The organism is Rhizobacter sp. AJA081-3 (assembly GCF_017795745.1).
GTDB lineage: Bacteria > Pseudomonadota > Gammaproteobacteria > Burkholderiales > Burkholderiaceae_C > Piscinibacter.
On the sequence record NZ_CP059067.1, the window covers coordinates 2,329,221 to 2,350,411 of the forward strand.

20 protein-coding genes are annotated in these 21,191 nt (G+C 67.8%); 5 read left to right on the plus strand and 15 right to left on the minus strand.

Going from position 1 to position 21,191, the window contains the following annotated elements; genetic code table 11:
* Nucleotides 1-14 precede the first annotated feature (14 nt).
* The 8 genes from HZ992_RS11120 to HZ992_RS11155 form a co-directional block, all read right to left on the minus strand.
* On the minus strand, nt 15-596 hold the full coding sequence (locus HZ992_RS11120) for an HD domain-containing protein (protein ID WP_209386694.1): 582 nt from the start codon (nt 594-596) through the stop codon (nt 15-17).
* Nucleotides 597-615: 19 nt separating this feature from the next.
* The gene (locus HZ992_RS11125) at nt 616-2,709 is read right to left on the minus strand and encodes a 3-hydroxyacyl-CoA dehydrogenase NAD-binding domain-containing protein (protein WP_209386695.1); all 2,094 of its coding nucleotides are present in this window, start codon (nt 2,707-2,709) and stop codon (nt 616-618) included.
* A gap of 123 nt (nt 2,710-2,832) precedes the next feature.
* A complete protein-coding gene (locus HZ992_RS11130; RefSeq protein WP_209386696.1) occupies nt 2,833-3,534 on the minus strand; it encodes an ABC transporter ATP-binding protein in 702 nt (233 codons plus the stop codon).
* Nucleotides 3,531-4,307 carry an ABC transporter ATP-binding protein gene (locus HZ992_RS11135; protein ID WP_245213434.1) on the minus strand — a complete coding sequence of 259 codons (777 nt, stop codon included), beginning with the start codon at nt 4,305-4,307 and terminating at the stop codon, nt 3,531-3,533. The genes HZ992_RS11130 and HZ992_RS11135 overlap by 4 nt, the downstream gene beginning before the upstream one ends.
* Nucleotides 4,304-5,596 (minus strand): branched-chain amino acid ABC transporter permease, encoded by a 1,293-nt coding sequence (locus tag HZ992_RS11140; RefSeq protein WP_209386698.1) that lies wholly within the window; start codon nt 5,594-5,596, stop codon nt 4,304-4,306. Before HZ992_RS11140 ends, HZ992_RS11135 begins: the two co-directional genes overlap by 4 nt.
* Before the next feature lie 4 nt (nt 5,597-5,600).
* Entirely contained in the window at nt 5,601-6,629 is a 1,029-nt protein-coding gene (locus tag HZ992_RS11145; RefSeq protein WP_209386699.1) for a branched-chain amino acid ABC transporter permease, read from the minus strand.
* Between the two features lie 78 nt (nt 6,630-6,707).
* Nucleotides 6,708-7,946 carry a branched-chain amino acid ABC transporter substrate-binding protein gene (locus HZ992_RS11150; RefSeq protein ID WP_209386700.1) on the minus strand — a complete coding sequence of 413 codons (1,239 nt, stop codon included), beginning with the start codon at nt 7,944-7,946 and terminating at the stop codon, nt 6,708-6,710.
* A 133-nt stretch (nt 7,947-8,079) separates the two neighbouring features.
* A complete protein-coding gene (locus HZ992_RS11155; protein WP_305848844.1) occupies nt 8,080-9,726 on the minus strand; it encodes a 3-(methylthio)propionyl-CoA ligase in 1,647 nt (548 codons plus the stop codon).
* Between the two features lie 171 nt (nt 9,727-9,897).
* On the opposite strand from HZ992_RS11155, the gene msrB reads away from it, so the two are divergent.
* Genes msrB through HZ992_RS11175 form a run of 4 tightly spaced genes read left to right on the plus strand, consistent with a single transcriptional unit; the run spans nt 9,898 to nt 12,026 of the window.
* Nucleotides 9,898-10,296: a peptide-methionine (R)-S-oxide reductase MsrB gene (gene msrB / locus HZ992_RS11160; RefSeq protein WP_209386701.1), complete on the plus strand. Its 399-nt coding sequence runs from the start codon at nt 9,898-9,900 to the stop codon at nt 10,294-10,296.
* Nucleotides 10,293-10,931, plus strand: coding sequence for a septation protein A (locus HZ992_RS11165; protein ID WP_209386702.1), 639 nt, complete (start codon nt 10,293-10,295; stop codon nt 10,929-10,931). Before msrB ends, HZ992_RS11165 begins: the two co-directional genes overlap by 4 nt.
* On the plus strand, nt 10,928-11,194 hold the full coding sequence (locus HZ992_RS11170; protein ID WP_209386703.1) for a BolA family protein: 267 nt from the start codon (nt 10,928-10,930) through the stop codon (nt 11,192-11,194). Before HZ992_RS11165 ends, HZ992_RS11170 begins: the two co-directional genes overlap by 4 nt.
* Before the next feature lie 13 nt (nt 11,195-11,207).
* Nucleotides 11,208-12,026: a peptidylprolyl isomerase gene (locus HZ992_RS11175; RefSeq protein ID WP_209386704.1), complete on the plus strand. Its 819-nt coding sequence runs from the start codon at nt 11,208-11,210 to the stop codon at nt 12,024-12,026.
* Nucleotides 12,027-12,067: 41 nt separating this feature from the next.
* Here the strand turns inward: HZ992_RS11175 and HZ992_RS11180 are convergent, their stop codons facing one another.
* Nucleotides 12,068-12,754, minus strand: a complete 687-nt coding sequence (locus tag HZ992_RS11180; protein WP_209386705.1) for an ABC transporter ATP-binding protein — start codon at nt 12,752-12,754, stop codon at nt 12,068-12,070.
* Here HZ992_RS11180 and HZ992_RS11185 point away from each other — a divergent pair.
* Entirely contained in the window at nt 12,753-13,439 is a 687-nt protein-coding gene (locus HZ992_RS11185) for an arylesterase (protein WP_209386706.1), read from the plus strand. The two genes, HZ992_RS11180 and HZ992_RS11185, sit on opposite strands and share 2 nt — an antisense overlap.
* 21 nt (nt 13,440-13,460) lie before the next feature.
* On the opposite strand, the gene HZ992_RS11190 is transcribed toward HZ992_RS11185, so the two are convergent.
* The 6 genes from HZ992_RS11190 to meaB form a co-directional block, all read right to left on the minus strand.
* The gene (locus HZ992_RS11190; protein WP_209386707.1) at nt 13,461-15,446 is read right to left on the minus strand and encodes a DUF6600 domain-containing protein; all 1,986 of its coding nucleotides are present in this window, start codon (nt 15,444-15,446) and stop codon (nt 13,461-13,463) included.
* A 134-nt stretch (nt 15,447-15,580) separates the two neighbouring features.
* Entirely contained in the window at nt 15,581-16,117 is a 537-nt protein-coding gene (def, locus tag HZ992_RS11195) for a peptide deformylase (RefSeq protein WP_209386708.1), read from the minus strand.
* Nucleotides 16,114-16,590: a VOC family protein gene (locus HZ992_RS11200; protein WP_209386709.1), complete on the minus strand. Its 477-nt coding sequence runs from the start codon at nt 16,588-16,590 to the stop codon at nt 16,114-16,116. The genes def and HZ992_RS11200 overlap by 4 nt, the downstream gene beginning before the upstream one ends.
* Complete coding sequence (gene accC, locus HZ992_RS11205; RefSeq protein WP_209386710.1) at nt 16,587-18,617, minus strand: acetyl-CoA carboxylase biotin carboxylase subunit; 2,031 nt, start codon at nt 18,615-18,617, stop codon at nt 16,587-16,589. The genes HZ992_RS11200 and accC overlap by 4 nt, the downstream gene beginning before the upstream one ends.
* A gap of 20 nt (nt 18,618-18,637) precedes the next feature.
* The gene (locus tag HZ992_RS11210; RefSeq protein ID WP_209386711.1) at nt 18,638-20,170 is read right to left on the minus strand and encodes an acyl-CoA carboxylase subunit beta; all 1,533 of its coding nucleotides are present in this window, start codon (nt 20,168-20,170) and stop codon (nt 18,638-18,640) included.
* A 14-nt stretch (nt 20,171-20,184) separates the two neighbouring features.
* Nucleotides 20,185-21,162 carry a methylmalonyl Co-A mutase-associated GTPase MeaB gene (gene meaB, locus HZ992_RS11215; protein WP_209387138.1) on the minus strand — a complete coding sequence of 326 codons (978 nt, stop codon included), beginning with the start codon at nt 21,160-21,162 and terminating at the stop codon, nt 20,185-20,187.
* Nucleotides 21,163-21,191 lie beyond the last annotated feature (29 nt).

Below are 21,191 nucleotides of genomic sequence, written 5' to 3' on the forward strand. Positions count from 1 at the left end.
GGTTCTCCTGTGAATCAGGCGGCCGGCATCGCCGCCTTGTAGATGCTGTTGCGGGGTTGCGCGAAGACGCGCCGGAGCATCGGCACGAACTCGCCGATCGGCAGCGTCTCGGCTTTCGGGTCGAAGGCCGGGTTGTCGTAGAGCGCGCAGAACTCGGCGGTGCGCTCGTAGTGTGGGTGGCCGGCGAACTGGTCGCGCAGGTTGCGGTCCAGCCCCAGGTGGTGGAAGAAGTAGTAGCCCTGGAAGATGCCGTGGTGCTGCACCATCCAGAGGTTCGCTTCGCTGACCACCGGCTTGAGGATCGCCGCGGCCACGTCGAAGTGGCTGAACGGCGCCAGCGTGTCGCCGATGTCGTGCAGCAGCGCGCAGACCACGTACTCCTCGTCGCGGCCGTCGCGCAGCGCGCGCGTGGCGGTCTGCAGCGAGTGCGTGTAGCGGTCGACCGGAAAGCCGCCGTAGTCGCCCTCGAGCAGCTTCAGGTGCGCGATCAGCCGGTCGGGCAGCGCCTTCACGAACGGCGCGTACTCGCCGACGATCTTGCGCCAGTCGTCCGCGGTGCTTTCCTCCATGCGGGTGAAGGTGGCGCGGTCGTTCATGGCGTGGGTTCCGTCGTTCTCAGCTGAAGGTCTTGCCTTCGGCCGCCAGCCTGGCGAGCAGCGGCGCCGGCTCCCAGAACTTGGCGTCGTCGTTCGGGTTCTTCGCGAAGCGCTTCATCGACTGCACGACATTGAACAGGCCCACCGTGTCGGCGTAGCACATCGGGCCGCCGCGGTGCAGCGGGAAGCCGTAGCCGGTCAGGTAGACCATGTCGATGTCGGAAGCACGCAGCGCGATGCCTTCCTCGACGATGCGCGCGCCCTCGTTGACCAGCGCGAAGACCAGGCGCTGCACGATCTCTTCGTCGCCGATCTTGCGCGGCGTGAGGCCCATGGTCTTGCGGTGCTCGGCGATCATGTCCTCGACCAGCTTGGACGGGATGGCGTCGCGCTTGCCGGGCACGTAGTCGTACCAGCCGGCATTGGTCTTCTGGCCGAAGCGGCCGAGCTCGCACAGCAGGTCGGCCGTCTTGCTGTAGCGCAGGTTCGGCTTTTCCAGGTAGCGGCGCTTGCGGATGTACCAGCCCACGTCGTTGCCGGCCAGGTCGCCCATGCGGAACGGGCCCATCGCGAAGCCGAACTTCTCGGCCGCCTTGTCCACCTGCGCCGGCGTGCAGCCTTCTTCGAGCAGGAAGCCGGCCTGGCGCGAGTACTGCTCGATCATGCGGTTGCCGATGAAGCCGTCGCACACACCCGAGACCACGCAGGTCTTCTTGATCTTCTTGCCCAGCTGCATCACCGTGGCGAGCACGTCCTTGGCGGTGTTCTCGCCGCGCACGACTTCCAGCAGCTTCATCACGTTGGCGGGGCTGAAGAAGTGCGTGCCGATCACGTCCTGCGGGCGCTTCGTGAAGCTGGCGATCTTGTTCACGTCCAGCGTCGAGGTATTGGAGGCGAGGATCGCGCCGGGCTTCATCACCTCGTCGAGCGTCTTGAACACCTGCTCCTTCACGCCCATGTCCTCGAACACGGCCTCGATGACCATGTCGGCGTCCTTCAGGTCGTCGTACTTCAGCGTCGTGCTCAGCAGGCTCATGCGCTGGTCGTACTTGTCCTGCTTGAGCTTGCCCTTCTTGACCTGGGCCTCGTAGTTCTTGCGGATGGTGGCGACGCCACGGTCCAGCGCCTCCTGCTTCATCTCGAGCATGACGACCGGGACACCGGCGTTCAGGAAGTTCATCGCGATGCCGCCACCCATGGTGCCGGCGCCGATGACGGCGAGCTTCTTGACGGCGCGCACCGGCGTGTCGGCCGGCACGTCGGGAATCTTCGTCGTCGCGCGTTCGGCCATGAAGGCATGACGCAGTGCCTTGCACTCCGGCGTGAGCATGAGGTTCATGAAGAGCTCGCGCTCGTACTTCATGCCCTCGTCGAACTTCATCGTCGTCGACGCGGCCACGGCGTCCACGCACTTCAGCGGCGCCGGGAAGTTGCGCGCCATCGCGCCCACGGTGTTGCGCGCGAACTGCAGGTAGGCCGGCGCGCTCGGGTGCGTGACCTTCAGGTTGCGCACCAGCGGCAGCGGGCGCTTGTCGACGATCTCGTGCGCGAAGGCGATCGCGCCGTCCATCAGGTCCCCCTCGACGATGCGGTCGAACAGCTTCTGCCCCGGCGCCTTGGCGAGCAGCTCGCTGGCCACCGGCTCGCCGCTGACGATCATGTTCAGCGCGTTCTCCAGGCCGAGCACGCGCGGCAGGCGCTGCGTGCCGCCGGCGCCCGGGATCAGGCCGATCTTCACTTCCGGCAGCGCGATCTGCGCGCCCGGCGAAGCCACCCGGTAGTGGCAGCCCAGCGCCAGCTCCAGCCCGCCTCCCATGGCCACGCTGTGCACCGCGGCGACGATGGGCTTGCTCGAGGCTTCGAGCGCCAGGATCACGCTGAGCAGGTTGGGCTCGGCGATCGCCTTGGGCGAGCCGAACTCGCGGATGTCGGCGCCGCCCGAGAAGGCCTTGCCGGCGCCGGTGATCACGATGGCCTTGACGGCTGCATCGGCCAGCGCCTTTTCCAGGCCGTTGACGATGCCCAGGCGGGTGTCGTAGCCGAGGCCGTTGACCGGCGGGTTGTCGAGCGTGATGACGGCGACGTCGCCGCGGGTCTGGTAGGTGGCGGTCATGCGGGGTCCTCTCGATCGGGACGGTGGGGACAGAACGGAAATGGGAGCAGAAAAGAACGGTCGTTCGATTCTAGGATGCCGGCGGAATGTCGTTCTGTCGCTGCAGTGACAGGCGATGGTGGTTCAGACCTCCAGCCACTCCTTCCGAATATAGGCGTTGCCGCGCAGCTCGGCCGGCGTACCCTCGAAGACGATGCTGCCATGGCCCATGACGTAGCAGCGCTGCGAGATCTCCAGCGCGATGGTGAGCTTCTGCTCGACCAGCAGCACCGAGATGCCGCGGTTCTTCAGTTCCTGCAGGTACTTGGCGACCAGTTCCACGATCATCGGCGCCAGGCCCTCCGTGGGCTCGTCGATCATGATCAGGTCGGGGTCGCCCATCAGCGTGCGGCACAGCGTGAGCATCTGCTGCTCGCCGCCGGACATCACGCCGGCCTGGGTGTGCTGCCGCTCCTTCAGTCGCGGGAACAGCCGGTACATGTCGTCGAAGCTCCAGCGCGGCTTGGCCTGTCCGCGCTTCTCGCCGAGCATCAGGTTCTGGTGCACGGTGAGCTTGGGGAAGATGTCGCGGTTCTCCGGCACATAGCCCAGGCCCAGGTGGGCGATCTCGAAGGGCTTGCGGCCGAGCACCTCCTGGTCGCGGAACTTCACCGAGCCGGTGCCGTCGACCAGGCCCATGATGGCCTTCACCGTGGTCGAGCGGCCCGCGCCGTTGCGGCCGAGCAGCGCGACGATCTCGCCCGGCTGCACGTTCATCTGCACGCCATGCAGCACGTGGCTCTTGCCGTAGTAGGCGTGCAGGTTGTCGACCTTCAAGAGGCTCATACGTGCGCCCCCGACGCCTGCGCCTCGGCCAGCACCGAGCCGAGGTAGGCCTCCTGCACGCGCGGGTTGGCGCGCACGGCTTCGGGCGTGTCGAAGGCGATCACCTCGCCGTAGACCAGCACCGCGATGCGGTCGGCCAGGCCGAACACCACGCCCATGTCGTGCTCCACCGTCAGCAGCGTCTTGCCCACCGTGACCTCGCGGATCAGCTGCACGAAGCGCGTGGTCTCGCTGCGGCTCATGCCGGCGGTGGGCTCGTCGAGCAGGATCACGTCGGCGCCGCCGGCGATGGTGATGCCGATCTCCAGCGCGCGCTGCTCGGCGTAGGTGAGGTTCATCGCCAGCACGTCGCGCCGCTTGTCGAGCTTGATCATCTTCAGCACCTCGTCGGCGCGGTCGTTGGCATCTTTCGCGTCGGCCAGGAAACGCCAGAACGAATAGCGATAGCCGCGCGACCACAGCACCGCGCAGCGGATGTTCTCGAACACCGACAGCCGCGTGAACAGGTTGCTGACCTGGAAGCTGCGCGCCAGGCCCATGCGGTTGATCTCGAAGGGCTTGCGGCCGAGGATGGACTTTCCGTTGACGAGGATGTCGCCGGTGCTGGCATGGAAGCGCCCGCTGATCAGGTTGAACAGCGTCGACTTGCCAGCGCCGTTCGGCCCGATGATGGCCACGCGCTCGCCCTGCTTCACCGACAGGCTGGCGCCGCGGATGATCTCGGTCTTGCCGAAGCTCTTGCGCACGTCCTTCAATTCGACGGCGAAGCTCACAGTGCTTCCCTCCGCTTGATTTCCTTCTCGATCTCGCCCTGCACTTCGCCCCATTCGTGGGCGAAGCTGCGCCGCGCGAGCTCGAACATGCCGGCGCCGGTGGCCAGCACGAACACCGCGCCGAACCAGGTGTTCGCGCTGGCGGTGTTCAGCGGCGCACCGAGGAAGTTCATCACCGGGCCCAGCGCCGGGTTCAGCTGCACGTGGTAGACCATCTCGATCATCGCCGCGGCACCGAGCAGCAGCGTGGCCCCGGCGCCGCCCAGCGCCAGGTAGGCCGTCCACAGCCGCCGCAGCTTGCCGAAGGCGGCCACGCGCAGGTTCATCATGATCAGGCTGGCCACGCCGCCGGGCGCGTACATCACCATGAACAGGAAGATCAGGCCGAGGTAGAACAGCCAGGCCTTGGTCCACTCCGACAGCAGCACGATGCCGATGACCATCAGCACCGCGCCGATGATCGGGCCGAAGAAGAAGGTCGCGCCGCCGAGGAAGACGAACAACAGGTAGGCGCCCGAGCGCGAGGCCCCGACCACCTCGGCGGTGACGATCTCGAAGTTCAGCGCCGCCAGGCCGCCGGCGATGCCGGCGAAGAAGCCGGAGATCATGAACGCGCGCCAGCGCACCTGCTGGGTGTCGTAGCCGATGAACTCGACGCGCTCCGGGTTGTCGCGCACGGCGTTGAGCATGCGGCCCATCGGCGTGCGCGTCAGCGCGAACATCGCCGCCGTGGCCACGAAGCAGTACAGCGCGATCAGGTAGTAGACCTGCACCTGCGGGCCGAAGCTGATGCCCAGCACCGGCTTGCCGATCACGCGGTTGCTCGAGATGCCGCCTTCACCGCCGAAGAACTCCGGCAGCATCAGCGACATCGACCACACGAGCTCACCCACACCCAGCGTGATCATCGCGAAGGTGGTGCCCGACTTCTTGGTCGTCACATAGCCCAGCAGCGCGGCGAAGGCGAAGCCGGCCAGCCCGCCGACCAGCGGGATCAGACTGACCGGGATGCCGAACTTGCCGGCGGCGGCGAAGTTCAGCGTGTGGATGGCCAGGAAGGAGCCCAGGCCCGTGTACACCGCATGGCCGAAGCTGAGCATGCCGCCCTGCCCCAGCAGCACGTTGTAGGACAGGCAGGCGATGATGGCAATGCCGATCTGCGAAAGCATCGTGAGGCCCAGGCTGCTCGTCCAGACCATCGGCGCGAGCATCAGCACCAGCGCGAACACGCTCCAGATCAGCCAGCGGCCGACATTCCAGGGCTTGAAACGGTAGACGTTCGAGGCCATCGGCTCAGTCCTCTCGCGAACCGAGCAGGCCGCGGGGTCGCAGGATCAGGATCAGCACCAGCAGCAGGTAGGGCAGGATCGGCGCCGTCTGCGCCAGGGTGATCTTGGCCAGCGGGTAGATCGGGCTGTCGGGCCCGATGCTCCAGCCGATGCCGCGGCCGATGTCGATGAAGGATTTGTCCACCGTCAGCGGCAGCGTCTGCAACAGCCCGATGAGCAGCGAGCCGACGAAGGCCCCGGGCAGCGAGCCCATGCCGCCGACCACGATGACGGCGAAGATGATCGGCCCGATGTTCGACATGTTGGGCTCGGTGACGAAGGTGATGCCGCCGGTCACGCCGGCCAGGCCGGCCATCGCGCAGCCCGCGCCGAACACCAGCATGAACACCCGCGGCACGTTGTGGCCGAGCGACTCGGCCATCTCCGGATGCGTGAGCGCCGCCTGGATCACCAGGCCGATGCGGGTGCGCGTGAGCAGCAGCCACAGGCCGAGCAGCATGAACATCGCCACGCCGGCCAGGAAGGCGCGGTTCAGCGGGAAGCGCGAGCACTGCACCACCACGTCGGCCGCGCCCTTGCACATCGCCTCGGGCGCCACGCCGAGCACGAAGCGCATCGACTCGGCCGACGACTGCACCAGCGTGAAGGCGGTGCCCTGCAAGGCCGGCGGCGGCGAGAACGGCACCGAGGTCCGGCCCCAGATCAGCTGCACCAGTTCGTAGAGCACGTACGACAGGCCGAAGGTGACGAGCAGCTCGGCGACATGGCCGAACTTGTGCACCTTGCGCAGCACCAGGCGCTCGAACAGCGCTCCGGCGACGCCCACCAGCAGCGGCGCCAGCACCAGCGCGGCCCAGAAGCCGACCAGGCCGGACAGCGTGTAGGCAAAGTAGGCGCCGAGCATGTAGAAGCTCGCGTGCGCGAAGTTCAGCACGCCCATCATGCTGAAGATCAGCGTCAGGCCCGAGCTGAGCATGAACAGCAGCAGCCCGGAGCTGATGCCGTTGAGCAGGTTGATGAGGAACTGGTCCAAGGCCGACCCGGAAACGCTAGCCAGTAAAGAGAAGGCCCGCGGGAGGCGGCTCCGGCGGGCCCGTCGGGAGTCAGGCGATCAGGCGCCCGGCCGCTTCATCTGGCACGAGGTCGGCGTGCTCGAGACGTAGGGCTCGAACACCTTGTCCTGCACCCAGGTGTAGCCGGTGCCTTCGGCGTTCCACTGCTTCTTCGGATCGCTGATCTTCTTCCAGGTGGCGATGTACAGCGGCTGCTGCAGCTGGTGGTCGGCCGCGCGCACGGTCACGTCGCCCGAGAAGCTCTTCACCGTCAGGCCTTCCATCGCCATGGCCACCTTCACAGGGTCGGTGGACTTGGCCTTGGCGATGCCGGCGGCCAGCGTGGGCAGCACATGCAGCGTGGACAGCAGCGACAGGTCGTCCTTGAACTTGGCGCTGAATTCCTGGGTCCACTTGGCCAGTTCGGGGATGTTCTGGTGGCCGATGTAGACGAACTTGATCTTGCCGTCCATCATCGGGCCGATCGCCGAGGGCGAGCCGTTGGCGCCGGCGTAGTAGGTGTAGAAGTTCGCGTCGAGGCCGGCGTCCTTGGCGGCCTTGATGAGCAGCGACATGTCGGTGCCCCAGTTGCCGGTCACCACGCTGTCGGCGCCCGAGGCCTTGATCTTGGCGATGTAGGGCGCGAAGTCGCGCACCGAGCCGATCGGGTGCAGGTCTTCGCCAACGATCTGCACGTCGGGCCGCTTGCGGGCCAGAGCCTCCTTGAAGAACTTGGCGACCTGATGGCCGTGCGCATAGTTCTGGCCGATGATGTAGACCTTCTTGACGTTCTTCTCGTCCTTCATGTACGTCGTCAGCGCCTCCATCTTCATGGACGTGTCGGCGTCGAAGCGGAAGTGCCAGAAGCTGCACTTGCTGTTGGTCAGGTCAGGGTCGACAGCGGCGTTGTTGAAGAACACCACTTCCTTGCCGGGGTTGCGCTCGTTGTGCTTGTTGATCGCATCGATGATCGCGCCGGCCGCGCCCGAGCCGTTGCCCTGGGTGACGTAGCGGATGCCCTGGTCGATCGCGGCCTTGAGCACCGTCAGGCTTTCTTGCGGCGAGGCCTTGTTGTCGAACGAGACGACCTCGAACTTCACGCCCGCCGGGTTGTTGGCACTGACCTTCTCGGCGACGAACTGGAAGGTCTTCAGGCTGTTCTGGCCGATGTTGGCGAACGGGCCCGACAGCGGGTCGATCCAGGCGATCTTGACCGTCTCGCCCTTCTGCGCCCAGGCGGCGCCGGTGAGCAGCATCGCACCGCAGAGGGTGCCCAGGGCATGTTTCGTGAAGTTCATGTCGATCTCCGGAAGTCGTGAAGTCCTCTGCGGGACAAAGCCCCCGCACGGTAGCGGAACGCACCCGCATTGGCCTTTAGGGACTACCCCGAACGCTTGTCACCGTCGGGACAAGGGTCTCGTGCCGTCGCGCTCAGGCACTGGGCAACTTGTGGTCCTTGAACAGCTCGCGCAGCTTGAGCTTCTGAATCTTGCCGGTGGCCGTGTGCGGGATCTCGGGCACGAAGGCGACGTCGTCGGGGATCTGCCACTTGGCGATCTTGCCGTCGAAGTACTGCAGCATCTGCTCGCGCGTGAGCTCCGCGCCGGCCTTCTTCACCACCACCAGCAGCGGGCGCTCGTCCCACTTCGGGTGGCGGCAGGCGATCGCCGCAGCCTCCAGCACCGCGGGGTGGCCCATGGCGATGTTCTCCAGGTCGATCGAGCTGATCCACTCGCCGCCGGACTTGATGACGTCCTTGCTGCGGTCGGTGATCTGCATGAAGGCGTCTTCGTCGATCGCCGCCACGTCGCCGGTCGGGAACCAGTCGCGGCCCTCGAGCTTGATCAGCGGCGACTCGGCGCGCTGGAAGTAGCTCTGGATCACCCAGGGCCCGCGCACCACCAGGTTGCCCGAGGTCTTGCCGTCCCAGGGCAGCGCGGCGCCGTCGTCATCGACGATCGCCATGTCGACGCCGTAGATCACCTTGCCCTGCTTCTCGAGGATGCGCCGCTGCGATTCGACGTCCAGCGCCACGTGCTTGGCCTTCAGGCGCGACAGGGTGCCCAGCGGCGACATCTCCGTCATGCCCCAGGCATGGATCACCTCGATGCCGAATTCGTCTTCCAGCGTGCGCATCATGGCCGGCGGGCAGGCCGAGCCGCCGATCACCGTGCGCTTGAGCGTGCTGAACTTGAGCTTTCCGGCCTGCGCGAAATTGATCAGGCCCAGCCACACCGTCGGCACGCCGGCGCTGAAGGTCACCTTCTCGGACTCGAGCAGTTCGTAGAGCGACTTGCCGTCCAGGTGCGGCCCCGGGAACACCAGCTTGGCGCCGATCATCGGCGCGGCGTAGGGCGTGCCCCAGGCGTTGACGTGGAACATCGGCACCACGGGCAGGATGACGTCGCGGCCGCCCACGCCCATGCCGTCGGGCAGCGCCAGGCCGTAGGTGTGCAGCATCGTGGAGCGGTGGCTGTACACCGCGCCCTTCGGGTTGCCGGTGGTGCCCGAGGTGTAGCAGATGCTGGAGGCGGTGTTCTCGTCGAACTCGGGCCAGCGGTAGACGCCGTCCTCGGCGTCGACCAGGTCCTCGTAGCACAGCAGGCCGGGGATCGCGCTTTGCGCCGGCATGTGGCTGCGCCCGACCATGGCGACGAAGTGCTTGACCGTCGTCAGTTGAGGCGCGAGCTTCTCGACCAGCGGCAGGAAGTTCAGGTCGAAGCACAGCACCTTGTCGGCTGCGTCGTTGGCGATCCAGGCGATCTGCTCGGGGAACAGCCGCGGGTTGATGGTGTGGCACACCAGCTCCGAGCCCGAGGCGCCGTAGTAGATCTCGAAGTGCCGGTAGCCGTTCCAGGCCAGCGTGGCGACGCGGTCGCCGGCCTCGCAGCCCAGCCGCGCGAAGGCTTGGGCCAGTTTGCGGGCGCGCAGTTCGGCGTCCTTGTAGGTGTAGCGGTGGATGTCGCCTTCGACGCGCTTTGACACGATCTCGATGTCGCCGGCATGCCGTGCGGCATGCACGAGCAGCGAGGAAATCATCAGCGGCATCTGCATCATCTGGCCCATCAGGCGTGCCATGGTCGAACTCCGTGTGCAAAGGTGGAAAGTGACGCAGCGTACGCTTGCTGCGATGCAGCGATGATAGGAAGCGCGGCGGGGGCCCTCGGCTTGCGGTTTACCCCTAGCGCCCTGCGGGTGGGGGCCGCTGGCTACACTGCCCGCGCCGACGATCGAGAAGGCCCTTCCAGCATGAGCGACTACAAGGTCAAGAAAACCGATGCCCAGTGGCGAGCCGAGCTCGACCCGATGCAGTACCAGGTGGCGCGCCAGGCGTCCACCGAGCGGCCCTTCACCGGCAAGTACTGGGATCACTGGCAAGCCGGGCACTACAACTGCGTGGGCTGCGGCACACCGCTGTTCGAGTCGGACACCAAGTTCGACGCCGGCTGCGGCTGGCCGAGCTACTGGCAACCCGTCAACGCCGAGGTGATCGAGCGCGTGGTCGACAAGAGCCACGGCATGGTGCGCGTCGAGGTGCGCTGCAACAACTGCGGCTCCCACCTCGGCCATGTGTTCGAGGACGGGCCGGCGCCGACGGGGGAGCGCTTCTGCATCAACTCCGCCGCGATAGACTTCGCGGCCAAATGAAGATCCTTTTCGACTTCCTGCCCATCTTCCTGTTCTTCGGCACCTTCAAGTTCGCCGAAGGCCGCAAGGAATGGGCGGCGCGCTTCGCGTCCGACAACCTCGGCTTCCTGGTTTCCGGCGGCGTGGTCGGCCCGGGCGAGGCGCCGGTGCTGCTGGCCACGCTGGTGGTGATCGTGGCCACGCTGGCGCAGGTGGCCATCATCCTGGTGCGCGGCAAGAAGGTCGACACCATGCTATGGGTGAGCCTGGCGCTGGTCACCGTGATGGGCGGCGCGACGATCTGGTTCCACAACGAGACCTTCATCAAGTGGAAGCCCAGCGTGCTGTACTGGGTGATGGGCCTGGCCTTCTGGCTGAGCCAGGTGATGTTCCGCAAGAACCTGCTGCGGGCGCTGATCGGCGAGCAGCTGACGCTGCCGGCGGGCGTGTGGCAGCGGCTGAACTTCGCCTGGATCGCGTTCTTCGCGTTCATGGGGCTGCTCAACCTGTACGTGGCCTACAGCTTCAGCACCGACACCTGGGTGAACTTCAAGCTGTTCGGCGGCATCGGGTTGATGCTCGTCTTCACCATCGCGCAGGGCTTCTACATCAGCAAGCACGTCGAGCCCGAAGCGGGCGAGGCGCCGCGCACGTGAGTGTTTCGGCGCAAGACATCGAAGCGGCACTGCGCGCGGAACTGGCGCCCACGGCCGTCGAGGTGCGCGACGACAGCCACCTGCATGCCGGCCACGCCGGCGCCCGCGAAGGCCGCCATTTCAGCGTGAGCGTCGCCAGCCCGCGCTTCAACGGTTTGTCACGGGTGGCACGGCATCGCCTCGTTTATGATGCCCTGCGCAGCCTCATCCCCCAGGGCATCCACGCCCTGGCCATCGACGCCCGGGACTCGGGCGACAACTGACCCTCTCCCCGCCATGAAGACCCTCCCCCTGTCGTTCCGCCTTTCCTCGCTCGTGCTGGCCACCGTGCTCGCCACGCCGCTGGCCGCCCAGGCCCAGAACATCGCCATCGTGAACGGCAAGGCCGTGCCCAAGGCACGCGTCGAGGCGCTGATGAGCCAGGCCCTGCGCCAGGGCAACCAGCAGCGCACGCCCGAGCTCGAGCAGCAAGTGCGCGACGAGGTCGTCCTGCGCGAGATGTTCATGCAGGAAGCCGAGAAGCGCGGCCTGGCCGCTTCGGCCGACTACAAGGCGCAGATGGAGTTCGCGCGCCAGACCATCCTGATCCGCGAGCTGTTCGCCGACTACCAGAAGAAGAACCCGGTCACCGATGCCGAAGTCCAGGCCGAGTACGACAAGTTCAAGAGCCAGTCCGGCGGAACCGAGTACCGCGCCCGCCACATCCTGGTCGAGAAGGAAGACGAGGCCAAGGCGCTGATCGCGCAGATCAAGGGCGGCGCCAAGTTCGAGGACCTGGCAAAGAAGAGCTCGAAGGACCCGGGCTCCGGCGAGAACGGCGGCGACCTCGATTTCGCCGCGCCCGGCGCCTACGTGCCCGAGTTCTCGCAGGCGATGGTGAAGCTCAAGAAGGGCGAACTCACCGAGACGCCGGTGAAGTCGCAGTTCGGCTGGCACATCATCAAGCTCGAGGACACGCGCGAAGCCAAGTTCCCGCCGCTCGAGGAAGTCAAGGGCCAGATCCAGCAGCGCATCGGCCAGCAGAAGCTCGCCGAATTCCGCGACGGCATCCGCTCCAAGGCGAAGACGGACTACAAGTTCTCCAACGCGAACTGATCGCTCCCCGGGGCATTGCGCCCCGGAATGCGTCCCCCGCCCTACATCGCCAGCGCGCCGAGGTCGACCCGCCCGGCCTCGATGCGCAGCTGGCGGTCGCAGCGCGCGGCGATGCCGCGGTCGTGGGTCACCAGCACCAGAGTCGTGCCGGTCTCGCGGTTCAGTTCGAACATCAGCTCCATGACCTTCTCGCCGGTGGCGAAGTCCAGGCTGCCGGTGGGTTCGTCGGCCAGCAGCACCGCCGGCTGCACGACGAAGGCCCGCGCCAGCGCCACGCGCTGCTGCTCGCCGCCGGACAGCACCTTCGGATAGTGCCGCAGGCGCTCGCCCAGGCCGACCCGGCCGAGCATCTCGGTGGCCAGCACCCGCGCATCGCGGCGGCCCTGCAACTCCAGCGGCAGCATCACGTTCTCCAGTGCCGTCAAGTTGGCCAGCAGCTGGAAGCTCTGGAACACGAAGCCCACCTTCTGCGCCCGCAACGCGGCGCGGGCATCCTCGTCGATCGCGAAGATGTCGACGCCGGCAAGCTTGACGGTGCCCGTGGTTGGCGTGTCCAGCCCGGCGATGATCGACAGCAGCGTGCTCTTGCCCGAGCCCGACGCGCCGACGATGGCGGCCGACTGACGCGCCGCCAGGGAGAAGTCGATCTCGTGGAGAATCGTCAAGGTACCGGTGGAGTCGTGCACCTGCTTGGTGACGCGCTCGACTGCAATGATGGGTTCGGACATGAATGAGAGTCGGGTTCGACACGCGGCCACACGCCGCGACTGGCTGGCGCACTGTAGCCTGCTCGCGCTGGGCCTGTGGGCCGCGGGGGCGAATGCCGCGACGCCAACCGCCACGGCCTCGCCGAAGGCGGCGACCATCCTCGTGGTCGGCGACAGCCTGTCGGCCGAGTACGGCCTGCCGCGCGGCGCCGGCTGGGTCGCGCTGCTCGAGCAGCGCCTGGCCAAGGAAGGCTTCGCCGCCAGCGTCGTCAATGCCAGCATCAGCGGCGACACCAGTTCGGGCGGGCGTTCGCGCCTGCCGGCGCTGCTCAAGCAGCACCGGCCCACGCTGGTGGTGATCGAGCTCGGCGGCAACGACGCCTTGCGTGGCCTGCCGCTGGCGATGACGCGCGACAACCTGGCGCAGATGGTGAAGGCCTCGCGCGCGGCTGGCGCCAAGGTGCTGGTGCTGGGCATGCAGGTGCCGCCCAACTATGGCCGCAAGTACGGTGACGACTTCTTCGCCCTGTTCCCGGCGGTGGCCCGGGCGGGTGGCGCCGCGCTGGTGCCCTTCCTGCTCGAGGGCGTGGCGAACGCGCCCAACGCCGAAGCGATGTTCCAGCCCGACCGCATCCATCCGGTGGCCGCGGCGCACCCGGTGATGCTGGGCAACGTCTGGCCGGTGCTGGCGCCCCTGCTCAGGTAGCGCTTCGCGAGCTCGGTCGGCTCAGCGCTCGCGCACTGCCCCCGGGCGGTCGTCGCGCTCGCGGCGTTGTTCGGGCGCACGTTGCGGCTCGGCCTGCGGCGCTCGCGCGCCCGCATCGGGCCGATTGGCTTGCCCGTTCTGCTGGCCGGCGCCGCGCATCACCGCCCCTGGGTTCACCGCGGGCACCGGCGTGGCCGCCGGGCGCTGAACGGGTACCACCGGCTGGGCCGGTTGCGCCGTCGCGGGCCTCGGCAGGGGCTGAGCCTGGGGCGGCTGCGCGGGCTGAGCCGGCTGCGCGGGTTGCGCTGGCTGCACGGGGCGGATCGCCGGCGACGTTTGCGGCATCGGCAGCGGGCGCACCGCCGGCGGCGCCACGACGGCCGGTGGGGTGACCGGGGCCGTGCGAACCTGAGGCTGGTCCTGCGGTTGCGGCCGGACCTGCGGCTGCGTCGGTTGCACCGGCTGGAGTTGCGGCTGCGGTTGCGCAGGCCGGCCATCCGGGGCCTGGCGCACCACGTCCGGCTGGTCACCCCGCTTGAAGTTCGGGATTCGTTCGCGCACGGCCGGCGAGAGGCCGCCGGCGGGCGCAGGAGTCGGCCGCACCGCGGGCGCGTCCGGGCGGCGCTGGATGGGCGGTGGCGCCGCCACCTGCGGCGCCGCGACGATGTTGCCGCGCGGCGCCTCGGTGCCAAGCTCTCGCACAGCCGGCGAACTGCGCCACTGGGCCGCGGCTGCCGCCACCGGCTGGCGCGTCGTCAGCGTGTTCGCGGGGACCACCGTCACCGCATGCGGGAACTTGCGATTGCGGTAGTCGCGTTCGCCCACCGCCTGCTGCGGGTTGTTGATGATGGTGGTGATGTTGGTGATGTTGGTGACATGCGTGACGTTGACGTTGCGCACGTAGCCCGGGCTGACGCGGTAGGTCGGCACGTAGACCTCGCGCGGTGCCAGCGGCACCCAGCCGACGGCCGGCCCGCCACCCACGGTGATGCCGATCTGAAGGCGCGGCCCGCCGATCCAGGCCACCAGCGCGGGCGCGTAGACCGGACGGCGCACGTAGGTGCCCGGCGACCAGCACCAGCTGGCGCCGACATAGACCCAGCGGCCGTAGTGGAACGGCGCGAAGCCCCAGGGCGCGTCGTCGACCCAGGTCCAGCCCCAGGGGGCGACCCAGGCCCAGCGGCCGGTGGTGTAAGGCGCCCAGCCGGCCGACACGCCGCGCGGCACCCACAGCGCGCCGTACTCGGGGTTCTGCTGCCAGGCGCCGTAGCGGTCGAGGTCCTCGACGCCGGTCATCTCGGGCGAGACGTAGCGTGTGGACACGCTGCGGTCGTCGGCGCGGTCGCGCTCGGCGACCCAGCCGGCGAAGGCGTCGCGCACCGGCTCGACAATGCTGTACTGCGCGGCGTTGGCGTTGTCGAGCCAGAACTCGGCCCGCTGGCCGGTGAACACCGTCAGCGCGCTGCCGGGCCCTTCGTAGAGGGCCTGGCCGGATTGCACCGTGACGCGGCTGGTGTCGTCTTCGCGGTCGAAGCGGTAGCGGCCGGTGCGCTGCGCGGTGAATCGGCCTTCGCTGGTGCGCAGCTCGAACTCGGGCACGGCCTCGCGGCTGCGCAGCCGCACGGCCAGGCTGCCGCCGTGCAACTGCACCGACAGGTGCTCGTCATCGAGCCGCAGCAACTCGAACTCGCTGCCGCGGTCCACTCTCAGGGTGGTCGAGCCGATGCGGATCTCCGCACGGCCGTCGCCATCGGTGGCCACGCGGTCACCGGCGGTCAAGGGCCGGTTGCGCTCGGCGGCGATCCATTCGCCTTCTTCCGGGTGATAGAGCCACACCTGTCCCTGCACCTCGGAGATGCGGCCGACCCGGCCGGGCGGGTCGATCGCCTCGCCCTGGGCCTGCGAGGGCACGGGCGCGGCCAGCGCAGTGCCGGCCTGCAGCAGCGGGAAGGCACACAGGGCCGCCAGGGCCAGGCTGTGCAACAGACGGGGAGTTTGGCTTCGCATGGGGTGCCTCGTTCTTGTCAGATCCGGCCCGGGCGCCGACACGGCAGCCAGGCTGTACCCCAGCAACGCGCCGAGGGCTGCAGCAGCCGACCACGCCACTGCGGGCGACACACAGCTTTACACACCCGCAGCGTTCAGTCGTCTTCCGCCGCGTCCAGGCCGGGGAACAGCACGCTGGTATAGCCGAAACGGCTGAAATCGCGCACCCGCATCGGATAGAGCTTGCCGATGAGGTGGTCGCATTCGTGCTGCACGACGCGGGCATGGAAGCCCTCGGCCTCGCGCTCGATGCGCTGGCCTTTCGGGTCGAAGCCGGTGTAGCGAATGCGTGCGAAGCGCGGCACCACCGCGCGCAGGCCCGGCACCGAGAGGCAGCCCTCCCAGCCTTCGTCCTCTTCGTCGGACAGCGGCTCGATGCTCGGGTTGAGCAGCACCGTCTCGGGCACCGGCTCGCGGTCCGGGTAGCGGCGGTTGGTGGTGAAGCCAAAGATCACCAGCGCCAGATCCACGCCGATCTGCGGCGCCGCCAGGCCGGCGCCTTCGGCGGCGCGCATGGTCTCGAACATGTCGCGGATCAGCGCGTGCAGCTCCGGCGTGTCGAAGGCCTGTACCGGCTTGGCGACGCGCAGCAGCCGCGGGTCGCCCATCTTGAGGATTTCTCGAATGGTCATCCGGCGATGGTAGCGAAGGCCGCAATGACCTCCGGCGGCGCCTGCACCAGTTCGATCAGGACGCCCTCGCCGCCGATCGGGAACTCTTCGCTGCCCTTCGGGTGCATGAAGCAGATGTCGAAGCCGGCCGCACCCTTGCGGATACCGCCAGGCGCGAAGCGCACGCCATTGGCACCCAGCCACTCGACGGCCTTGGGCAGATCGTCGATCCACAGGCCGATGTGGTTCAGCGGCGTGGCGTGCACGGCGGGCTTCTTGTCCGGGTCCAGCGGCTGCATCAGGTCGACCTCGACCTTGAACGGCCCCGCACCCATCGCACAGATGTCCTCGTCGACGTTCTCGCGCTCGGAGCGGAAGGTGCCGGTGACCTTGAGGCCGAGCTTGTCGACCCACAGCGTCTTCAACCGCTCCTTGCTCAGGCCGCCGATGGCCACCTGCTGGATGCCCAGCACCTTGAACGGACGCCCGCTCATTGGAACTCCAGGATGATCTGGTCGACCGCGAGGCTCTCGCCCTTGCTCGCCGACACCTTGGCGACCACGCCGTCCTGCTGCGCGACGAGGATGTTCTCCATCTTCATCGCCTCGATCACGGCCAGCTTCTCGCCGGCGCGCACCGCCTGGCCGGGCTGCACGGTCACGTCGACCAGCAGCCCAGGCATCGGCGAGAGCAGGAAGCGCGACAGGTCGGGCGGCGCCTTGAAGGGCATCAGCGCCTCCAGTTCGGCGGCGCGCGCCGACAGCACGCGCGCGTTGACCTGCAGGCCGTTGTGGACGATGCGGTAGTGCAGCCCGATGCGCTCGATCTGCGCGAAGAACGGTCGGCCGTCGATCTCGCCGCTGACGGCGATGTCGCGCAGCGGGCCGGCGAAGCGCAGCTTCGAGGTCTTGCCGCCGAGGGTGACGCGGTAGCTGCCGTCGCCGTCGGTCACGCGCACCGGCGTCTGGCGGCGCTGGCCTTGCTCATCGGCCAGCACGACGACGAAGTCCTCGCCCACCTGCAGTTCATGGCCAGGCAACTGCCCGGTGATGCGCGAAGCACGCTCGCGCATGCGCCGGTGCGCCGCCGCGGCGAGCAGGATCAGGAAACCCGGGTCGTCGTGCGGCACCAGCGCGGCCGAGAAGCCCTTCGGGTAGTTCTCGGCGATGAAGCCGGTGTTGAAGTCGCCCGCGACGAACTTCGGGTGCGCCAGCAGCGCCGACTGGAAGGGGATGTTGCTCGACACGCCGCGGATCACGAAGGCGTTGAGCGCCTCGCGCATCTTGCGGATCGCGTCGTCGCGGTCCAGGCCGTGCACGATCAGCTTGGCGATCATCGAGTCGTAGTACATCGGGATCTCGCCGCCCTCGTACACGCCGGTGTCCACGCGCACGCCGCCGCCTTCGGGCACCGGCATCGCCGATTCCATGGTCTGCACCGGCGGCTGGTACTTCACCAGGCGGCCGGTGGAGGGCAGGAAGTTGCGGAACGGGTCCTCCGCATTGATGCGGCACTCCATCGCCCAACCGCGGCGCGGGATCTGCGCCTGCGTGAAGCGCAGCTTCTCGCCGGCGGCGACGCGGATCATCTGCTCCACCAGGTCCAGCCCGGTGATCGACTCGGTGACCGGGTGCTCCACCTGCAGCCGGGTGTTCATCTCGAGGAAGTAGAAGCTCTGATCCTTGCCGACCACGAACTCCACCGTGCCCGCGCTCTGGTAGTTCACCGCCTTCGCCAACGCCACGGCCTGCTCGCCCATCGCCTTGCGCGTGGCCTCGCTGATGAAAGGCGACGGCGCCTCCTCGATCACCTTCTGGTGCCGGCGCTGGATCGAGCACTCGCGCTCGTGCAGGTAGACGCAGTTGCCGTGCGCGTCGCCGAGCACCTGGATCTCGATGTGGCGCGGCTCCTCGACGAACTTCTCGATGAACACGCGGTCGTCGCCGAAGCTGTTCTTTGCCTCGTTGCGGCAGGAGCTGAAGCCCTCGAAGGCCTCCTTGTCGTTGAAGGCCACGCGCAGGCCCTTGCCACCACCGCCGGCGCTGGCCTTGATCATCACCGGGTAGCCGATGTCCTTGGCGATCTTCACCGCCGACTCGGGCGTCTCGATCACGTCGTTGTAGCCGGGGATGGTGTTGACCTTGGCGGCCATCGCCAGCTTCTTGGACGCGATCTTGTCGCCCATCGCGGCGATCGAGGCGTGCTTCGGGCCGATGAAGGTGATGCCCTCCTCCTCGACGCGGCGCGCGAACTCCTCGTTCTCCGAGAGGAAGCCGTAGCCCGGATGCACGGCCTGCGCACCGGTCTGCTTGCAGGCGGCGATGATCTTGTCCATCACCAGATAACTCTCGCGGCTGGGCGCCGCGCCGATGAACACCGACTCGTCGGCCAGTTCGACGTGGCGCGCATCGCGATCGGCCTCGGAGTAGACGGCGACGGTGGCAATGCCCATCTTCCTGGCCGTCTTGATGACGCGGCAGGCGATCTCGCCGCGATTCGCAATGAGGATCTTCTTGAACATGGTGGGTGTCTCCTCCGTCCTCACAGCGGGATGTTCCCGTGCTTGCGCCACGGGTTCTCGGTTTTCTTGTTGGCCAGCATCACGAGGCTGCGACAGATGCGCTTGCGCGTCTCGTGCGGCTGGATCACGTCGTCGATGTAGCCGCGCGCGCCGGCCACGAAGGGGTTCGCGAAGCGCGCCTTGTACTCGGCCTCTTTCGAGGCCAGCTTGGCCGGGTCGCCCTTGTCCTCGCGGAAGATGATCTCCACCGCGCCCTTGGCGCCCATCACCGCGATCTCGGCGTTCGGCCAGGCGAAGTTGACGTCGCCGCGCAGGTGCTTGGAGCTCATCACGTCGTAGGCGCCGCCGTAGGCCTTGCGCGTGATGACGGTGATCTTCGGCACCGTGCATTCCGCATACGCGTAGAGCAGCTTGGCGCCGTGCTTGATGATGCCGCCGTACTCCTGGCTGGTGCCGGGCATGAAGCCGGGCACGTCGACGAAGGTCAGCACCGGGATGTTGAAGGCATCGCAGAAGCGCACGAAGCGCGCCGCCTTGATCGAGCTCTTGATGTCCAGGCAGCCGGCCAGCACCAGCGGCTGGTTGGCGACGATGCCCACCGTCTGGCCTTCCATGCGCGCCAGGCCGATGACGATGTTCTTGGCGTAGTCGGGCTGCAGTTCGAAGAAGTCGCCGTCGTCCACCGTCTTGGCGATCAGCTCCTTCATGTCGTAGGGCTTGTTCGGGTTGTCGGGCACGAGCGTGTCGAGCGACATGTCCAGCCGCTCGGCGGGATCGTCGCTGCGGCGCACCGGCGGCTTCTCGCGGTTGTTCAGCGGCAGGTAGTTGTACAGGCGCCGCAGCATGAGCAGCGCGTCGACGTCGTTCTCGAAGGCCAGGTCGGCCACGCCGCTGCGCGTGGTGTGGGTGCCGGCGCCGCCGAGTTCCTCGGCCGTCACCTCTTCGTGCGTCACCGTCTTCACGACTTCCGGGCCGGTGACGAACATGTAGGAGCTGTCCTTCACCATGAAGATGAAGTCGGTCATCGCCGGCGAGTACACCGCGCCGCCGGCACACGGCCCCATGATCATGCTGATCTGCGGCACCACGCCGCTGGCCATCACGTTGCGCTGGAACACCTCGGCATAACCGCCGAGCGAGGCCACGCCTTCCTGGATGCGCGCACCGCCCGAGTCGTTCAGGCCGATCACCGGCGCGCCGACCTTCATCGCCTGGTCCATCACCTTGCAGATCTTTTCGGCATGCGCTTCACTCAGCGCGCCGCCGAAGACGGTGAAGTCCTGGCTGAAGACGAACACCAGGCGGCCGTTGATCATCCCGTAGCCGGTGACGACGCCGTCGCCCGGGATCTTGTTGTCGGCCATGCCGAAGTCGACGCAGCGGTGCTCGACGAACATGTCCCATTCCTCGAAGGTGCCCTCGTCGAGCAGCAGTTCGAGCCGCTCGCGCGCGGTGAGCTTGCCCTTGCCGTGCTGCGCGGCGATGCGCTTCTCGCCGCCGCCCAGACGCGCCTTGGCGCGCCGTTCCTCGAGCTGCTGGATGATGTCGTGCATGGTCTCGTGTCTCCTCAGTGCTTGGGATGTTCGAACAGGTTCAGCAGCGCGCGCGCGGCCGCGGAAGGGGCGATGCGCGCGTCGACGACGTCGCGCAGGATCTGCGGCAGCGCCTGGCGCACCGCGGGGTGGTGGTCGAAGTCGGCACGCAGGCCGGCATGCACGCTGTCCCACATCCAGGCCAGCGACTGCTGCTGGCGCCGGGCATCGAATTCGCCGCCGGCGCGCCGCTTGGCATGGAAGTTCTGCACCATGGTCCAGAAAGCATCGACGCCCTGCGCCTTCAGCGCGCTGATCTGCATCACCTGCGGCTGCCAGCGGTCGCCGGATTGCGCCGGGTGGCCGTGAAAGTTGAAGACGCGCAGCGCGCTGGTGATCTGCGCCTGCGCTCGCGTGGCGGCGGCGGCGTCGAGGTCGGCCTTGTTGATGACGACCAGGTCGGCCAGCTCCATCACGCCTTTCTTGATGGCCTGCAGGTCGTCGCCGGCGTTGGGAAGCTGCAGCAGCACGAACATGTCGGTCATGCTGGCCACCGCGGTCTCGCTCTGGCCGACGCCCACCGTCTCGACGATCACCACGTCGTACCCCGCGGCCTCGCACACCAGCATGGCCTCGCGCGTCTTCTCGGCCACGCCGCCGAGCGTGCCACTGGCGGGGCTCGGGCGGATGTAGGCGGCCTCGTTGACCGAGAGGAGCTCCATGCGCGTCTTGTCGCCGAGGATGGAGCCGCCGGACACGCTCGACGACGGGTCGATCGCCAGCACCGCCACGCGGTGGCCCTGGGCGATGAGGAACAGGCCCAGTGCCTCGATGAAGGTCGACTTGCCCACGCCCGGCACGCCGGAGATGCCCAGGCGGATCGCCCGGCCCGTGTGCGGCAGCAGCGCATTGAGCAGCGCATCGGCGCGCGCGCGGTGGTCGGCGCGCGTCGATTCGAGCAGTGTGATGGCCTTGGCCAGCGCACGCCGCTCGCGGCGGCGCACGCCCTCCATCAAGGCCTGATCGGGGGCCGGCAGGCTCA

Bases quoted from the DNA above. Each gene is read 5' to 3' on its own strand.
- meaB (WP_209387138.1), bottom strand. From the start codon at position 21,162: ATGGAGGGCGTGCGCCGCCGCGAGCGGCGTGCGCTGGCCAAGGCCATC.
- HZ992_RS11120 (WP_209386694.1), bottom strand. From the start codon at position 596: ATGAACGACCGCGCCACCTTCACCCGCATGGAGGAAAGCACCGCGGAC.
- accC (WP_209386710.1), bottom strand. From the start codon at position 18,617: ATGTTCAAGAAGATCCTCATTGCGAATCGCGGCGAGATCGCCTGCCGC.
- HZ992_RS11150 (WP_209386700.1), bottom strand. From the start codon at position 7,946: ATGAACTTCACGAAACATGCCCTGGGCACCCTCTGCGGTGCGATGCTG.
- HZ992_RS11175 (WP_209386704.1), top strand. From the start codon at position 11,208: ATGAAGACCCTCCCCCTGTCGTTCCGCCTTTCCTCGCTCGTGCTGGCC.
- HZ992_RS11165 (WP_209386702.1), top strand. From the start codon at position 10,293: ATGAAGATCCTTTTCGACTTCCTGCCCATCTTCCTGTTCTTCGGCACC.
- HZ992_RS11190 (WP_209386707.1), bottom strand. From the start codon at position 15,446: ATGCGAAGCCAAACTCCCCGTCTGTTGCACAGCCTGGCCCTGGCGGCC.
- HZ992_RS11185 (WP_209386706.1), top strand. From the start codon at position 12,753: ATGAATGAGAGTCGGGTTCGACACGCGGCCACACGCCGCGACTGGCTG.
- msrB (WP_209386701.1), top strand. From the start codon at position 9,898: ATGAGCGACTACAAGGTCAAGAAAACCGATGCCCAGTGGCGAGCCGAG.
- HZ992_RS11140 (WP_209386698.1), bottom strand. From the start codon at position 5,596: ATGGCCTCGAACGTCTACCGTTTCAAGCCCTGGAATGTCGGCCGCTGG.
- HZ992_RS11210 (WP_209386711.1), bottom strand. From the start codon at position 20,170: ATGCACGACATCATCCAGCAGCTCGAGGAACGGCGCGCCAAGGCGCGT.
- def (WP_209386708.1), bottom strand. From the start codon at position 16,117: ATGACCATTCGAGAAATCCTCAAGATGGGCGACCCGCGGCTGCTGCGC.
- HZ992_RS11130 (WP_209386696.1), bottom strand. From the start codon at position 3,534: ATGAGCCTCTTGAAGGTCGACAACCTGCACGCCTACTACGGCAAGAGC.
- HZ992_RS11155 (WP_305848844.1), bottom strand. From the start codon at position 9,726: ATGGCACGCCTGATGGGCCAGATGATGCAGATGCCGCTGATGATTTCC.
- HZ992_RS11125 (WP_209386695.1), bottom strand. From the start codon at position 2,709: ATGACCGCCACCTACCAGACCCGCGGCGACGTCGCCGTCATCACGCTC.
- HZ992_RS11180 (WP_209386705.1), bottom strand. From the start codon at position 12,754: ATGTCCGAACCCATCATTGCAGTCGAGCGCGTCACCAAGCAGGTGCAC.
- HZ992_RS11200 (WP_209386709.1), bottom strand. From the start codon at position 16,590: ATGAGCGGGCGTCCGTTCAAGGTGCTGGGCATCCAGCAGGTGGCCATC.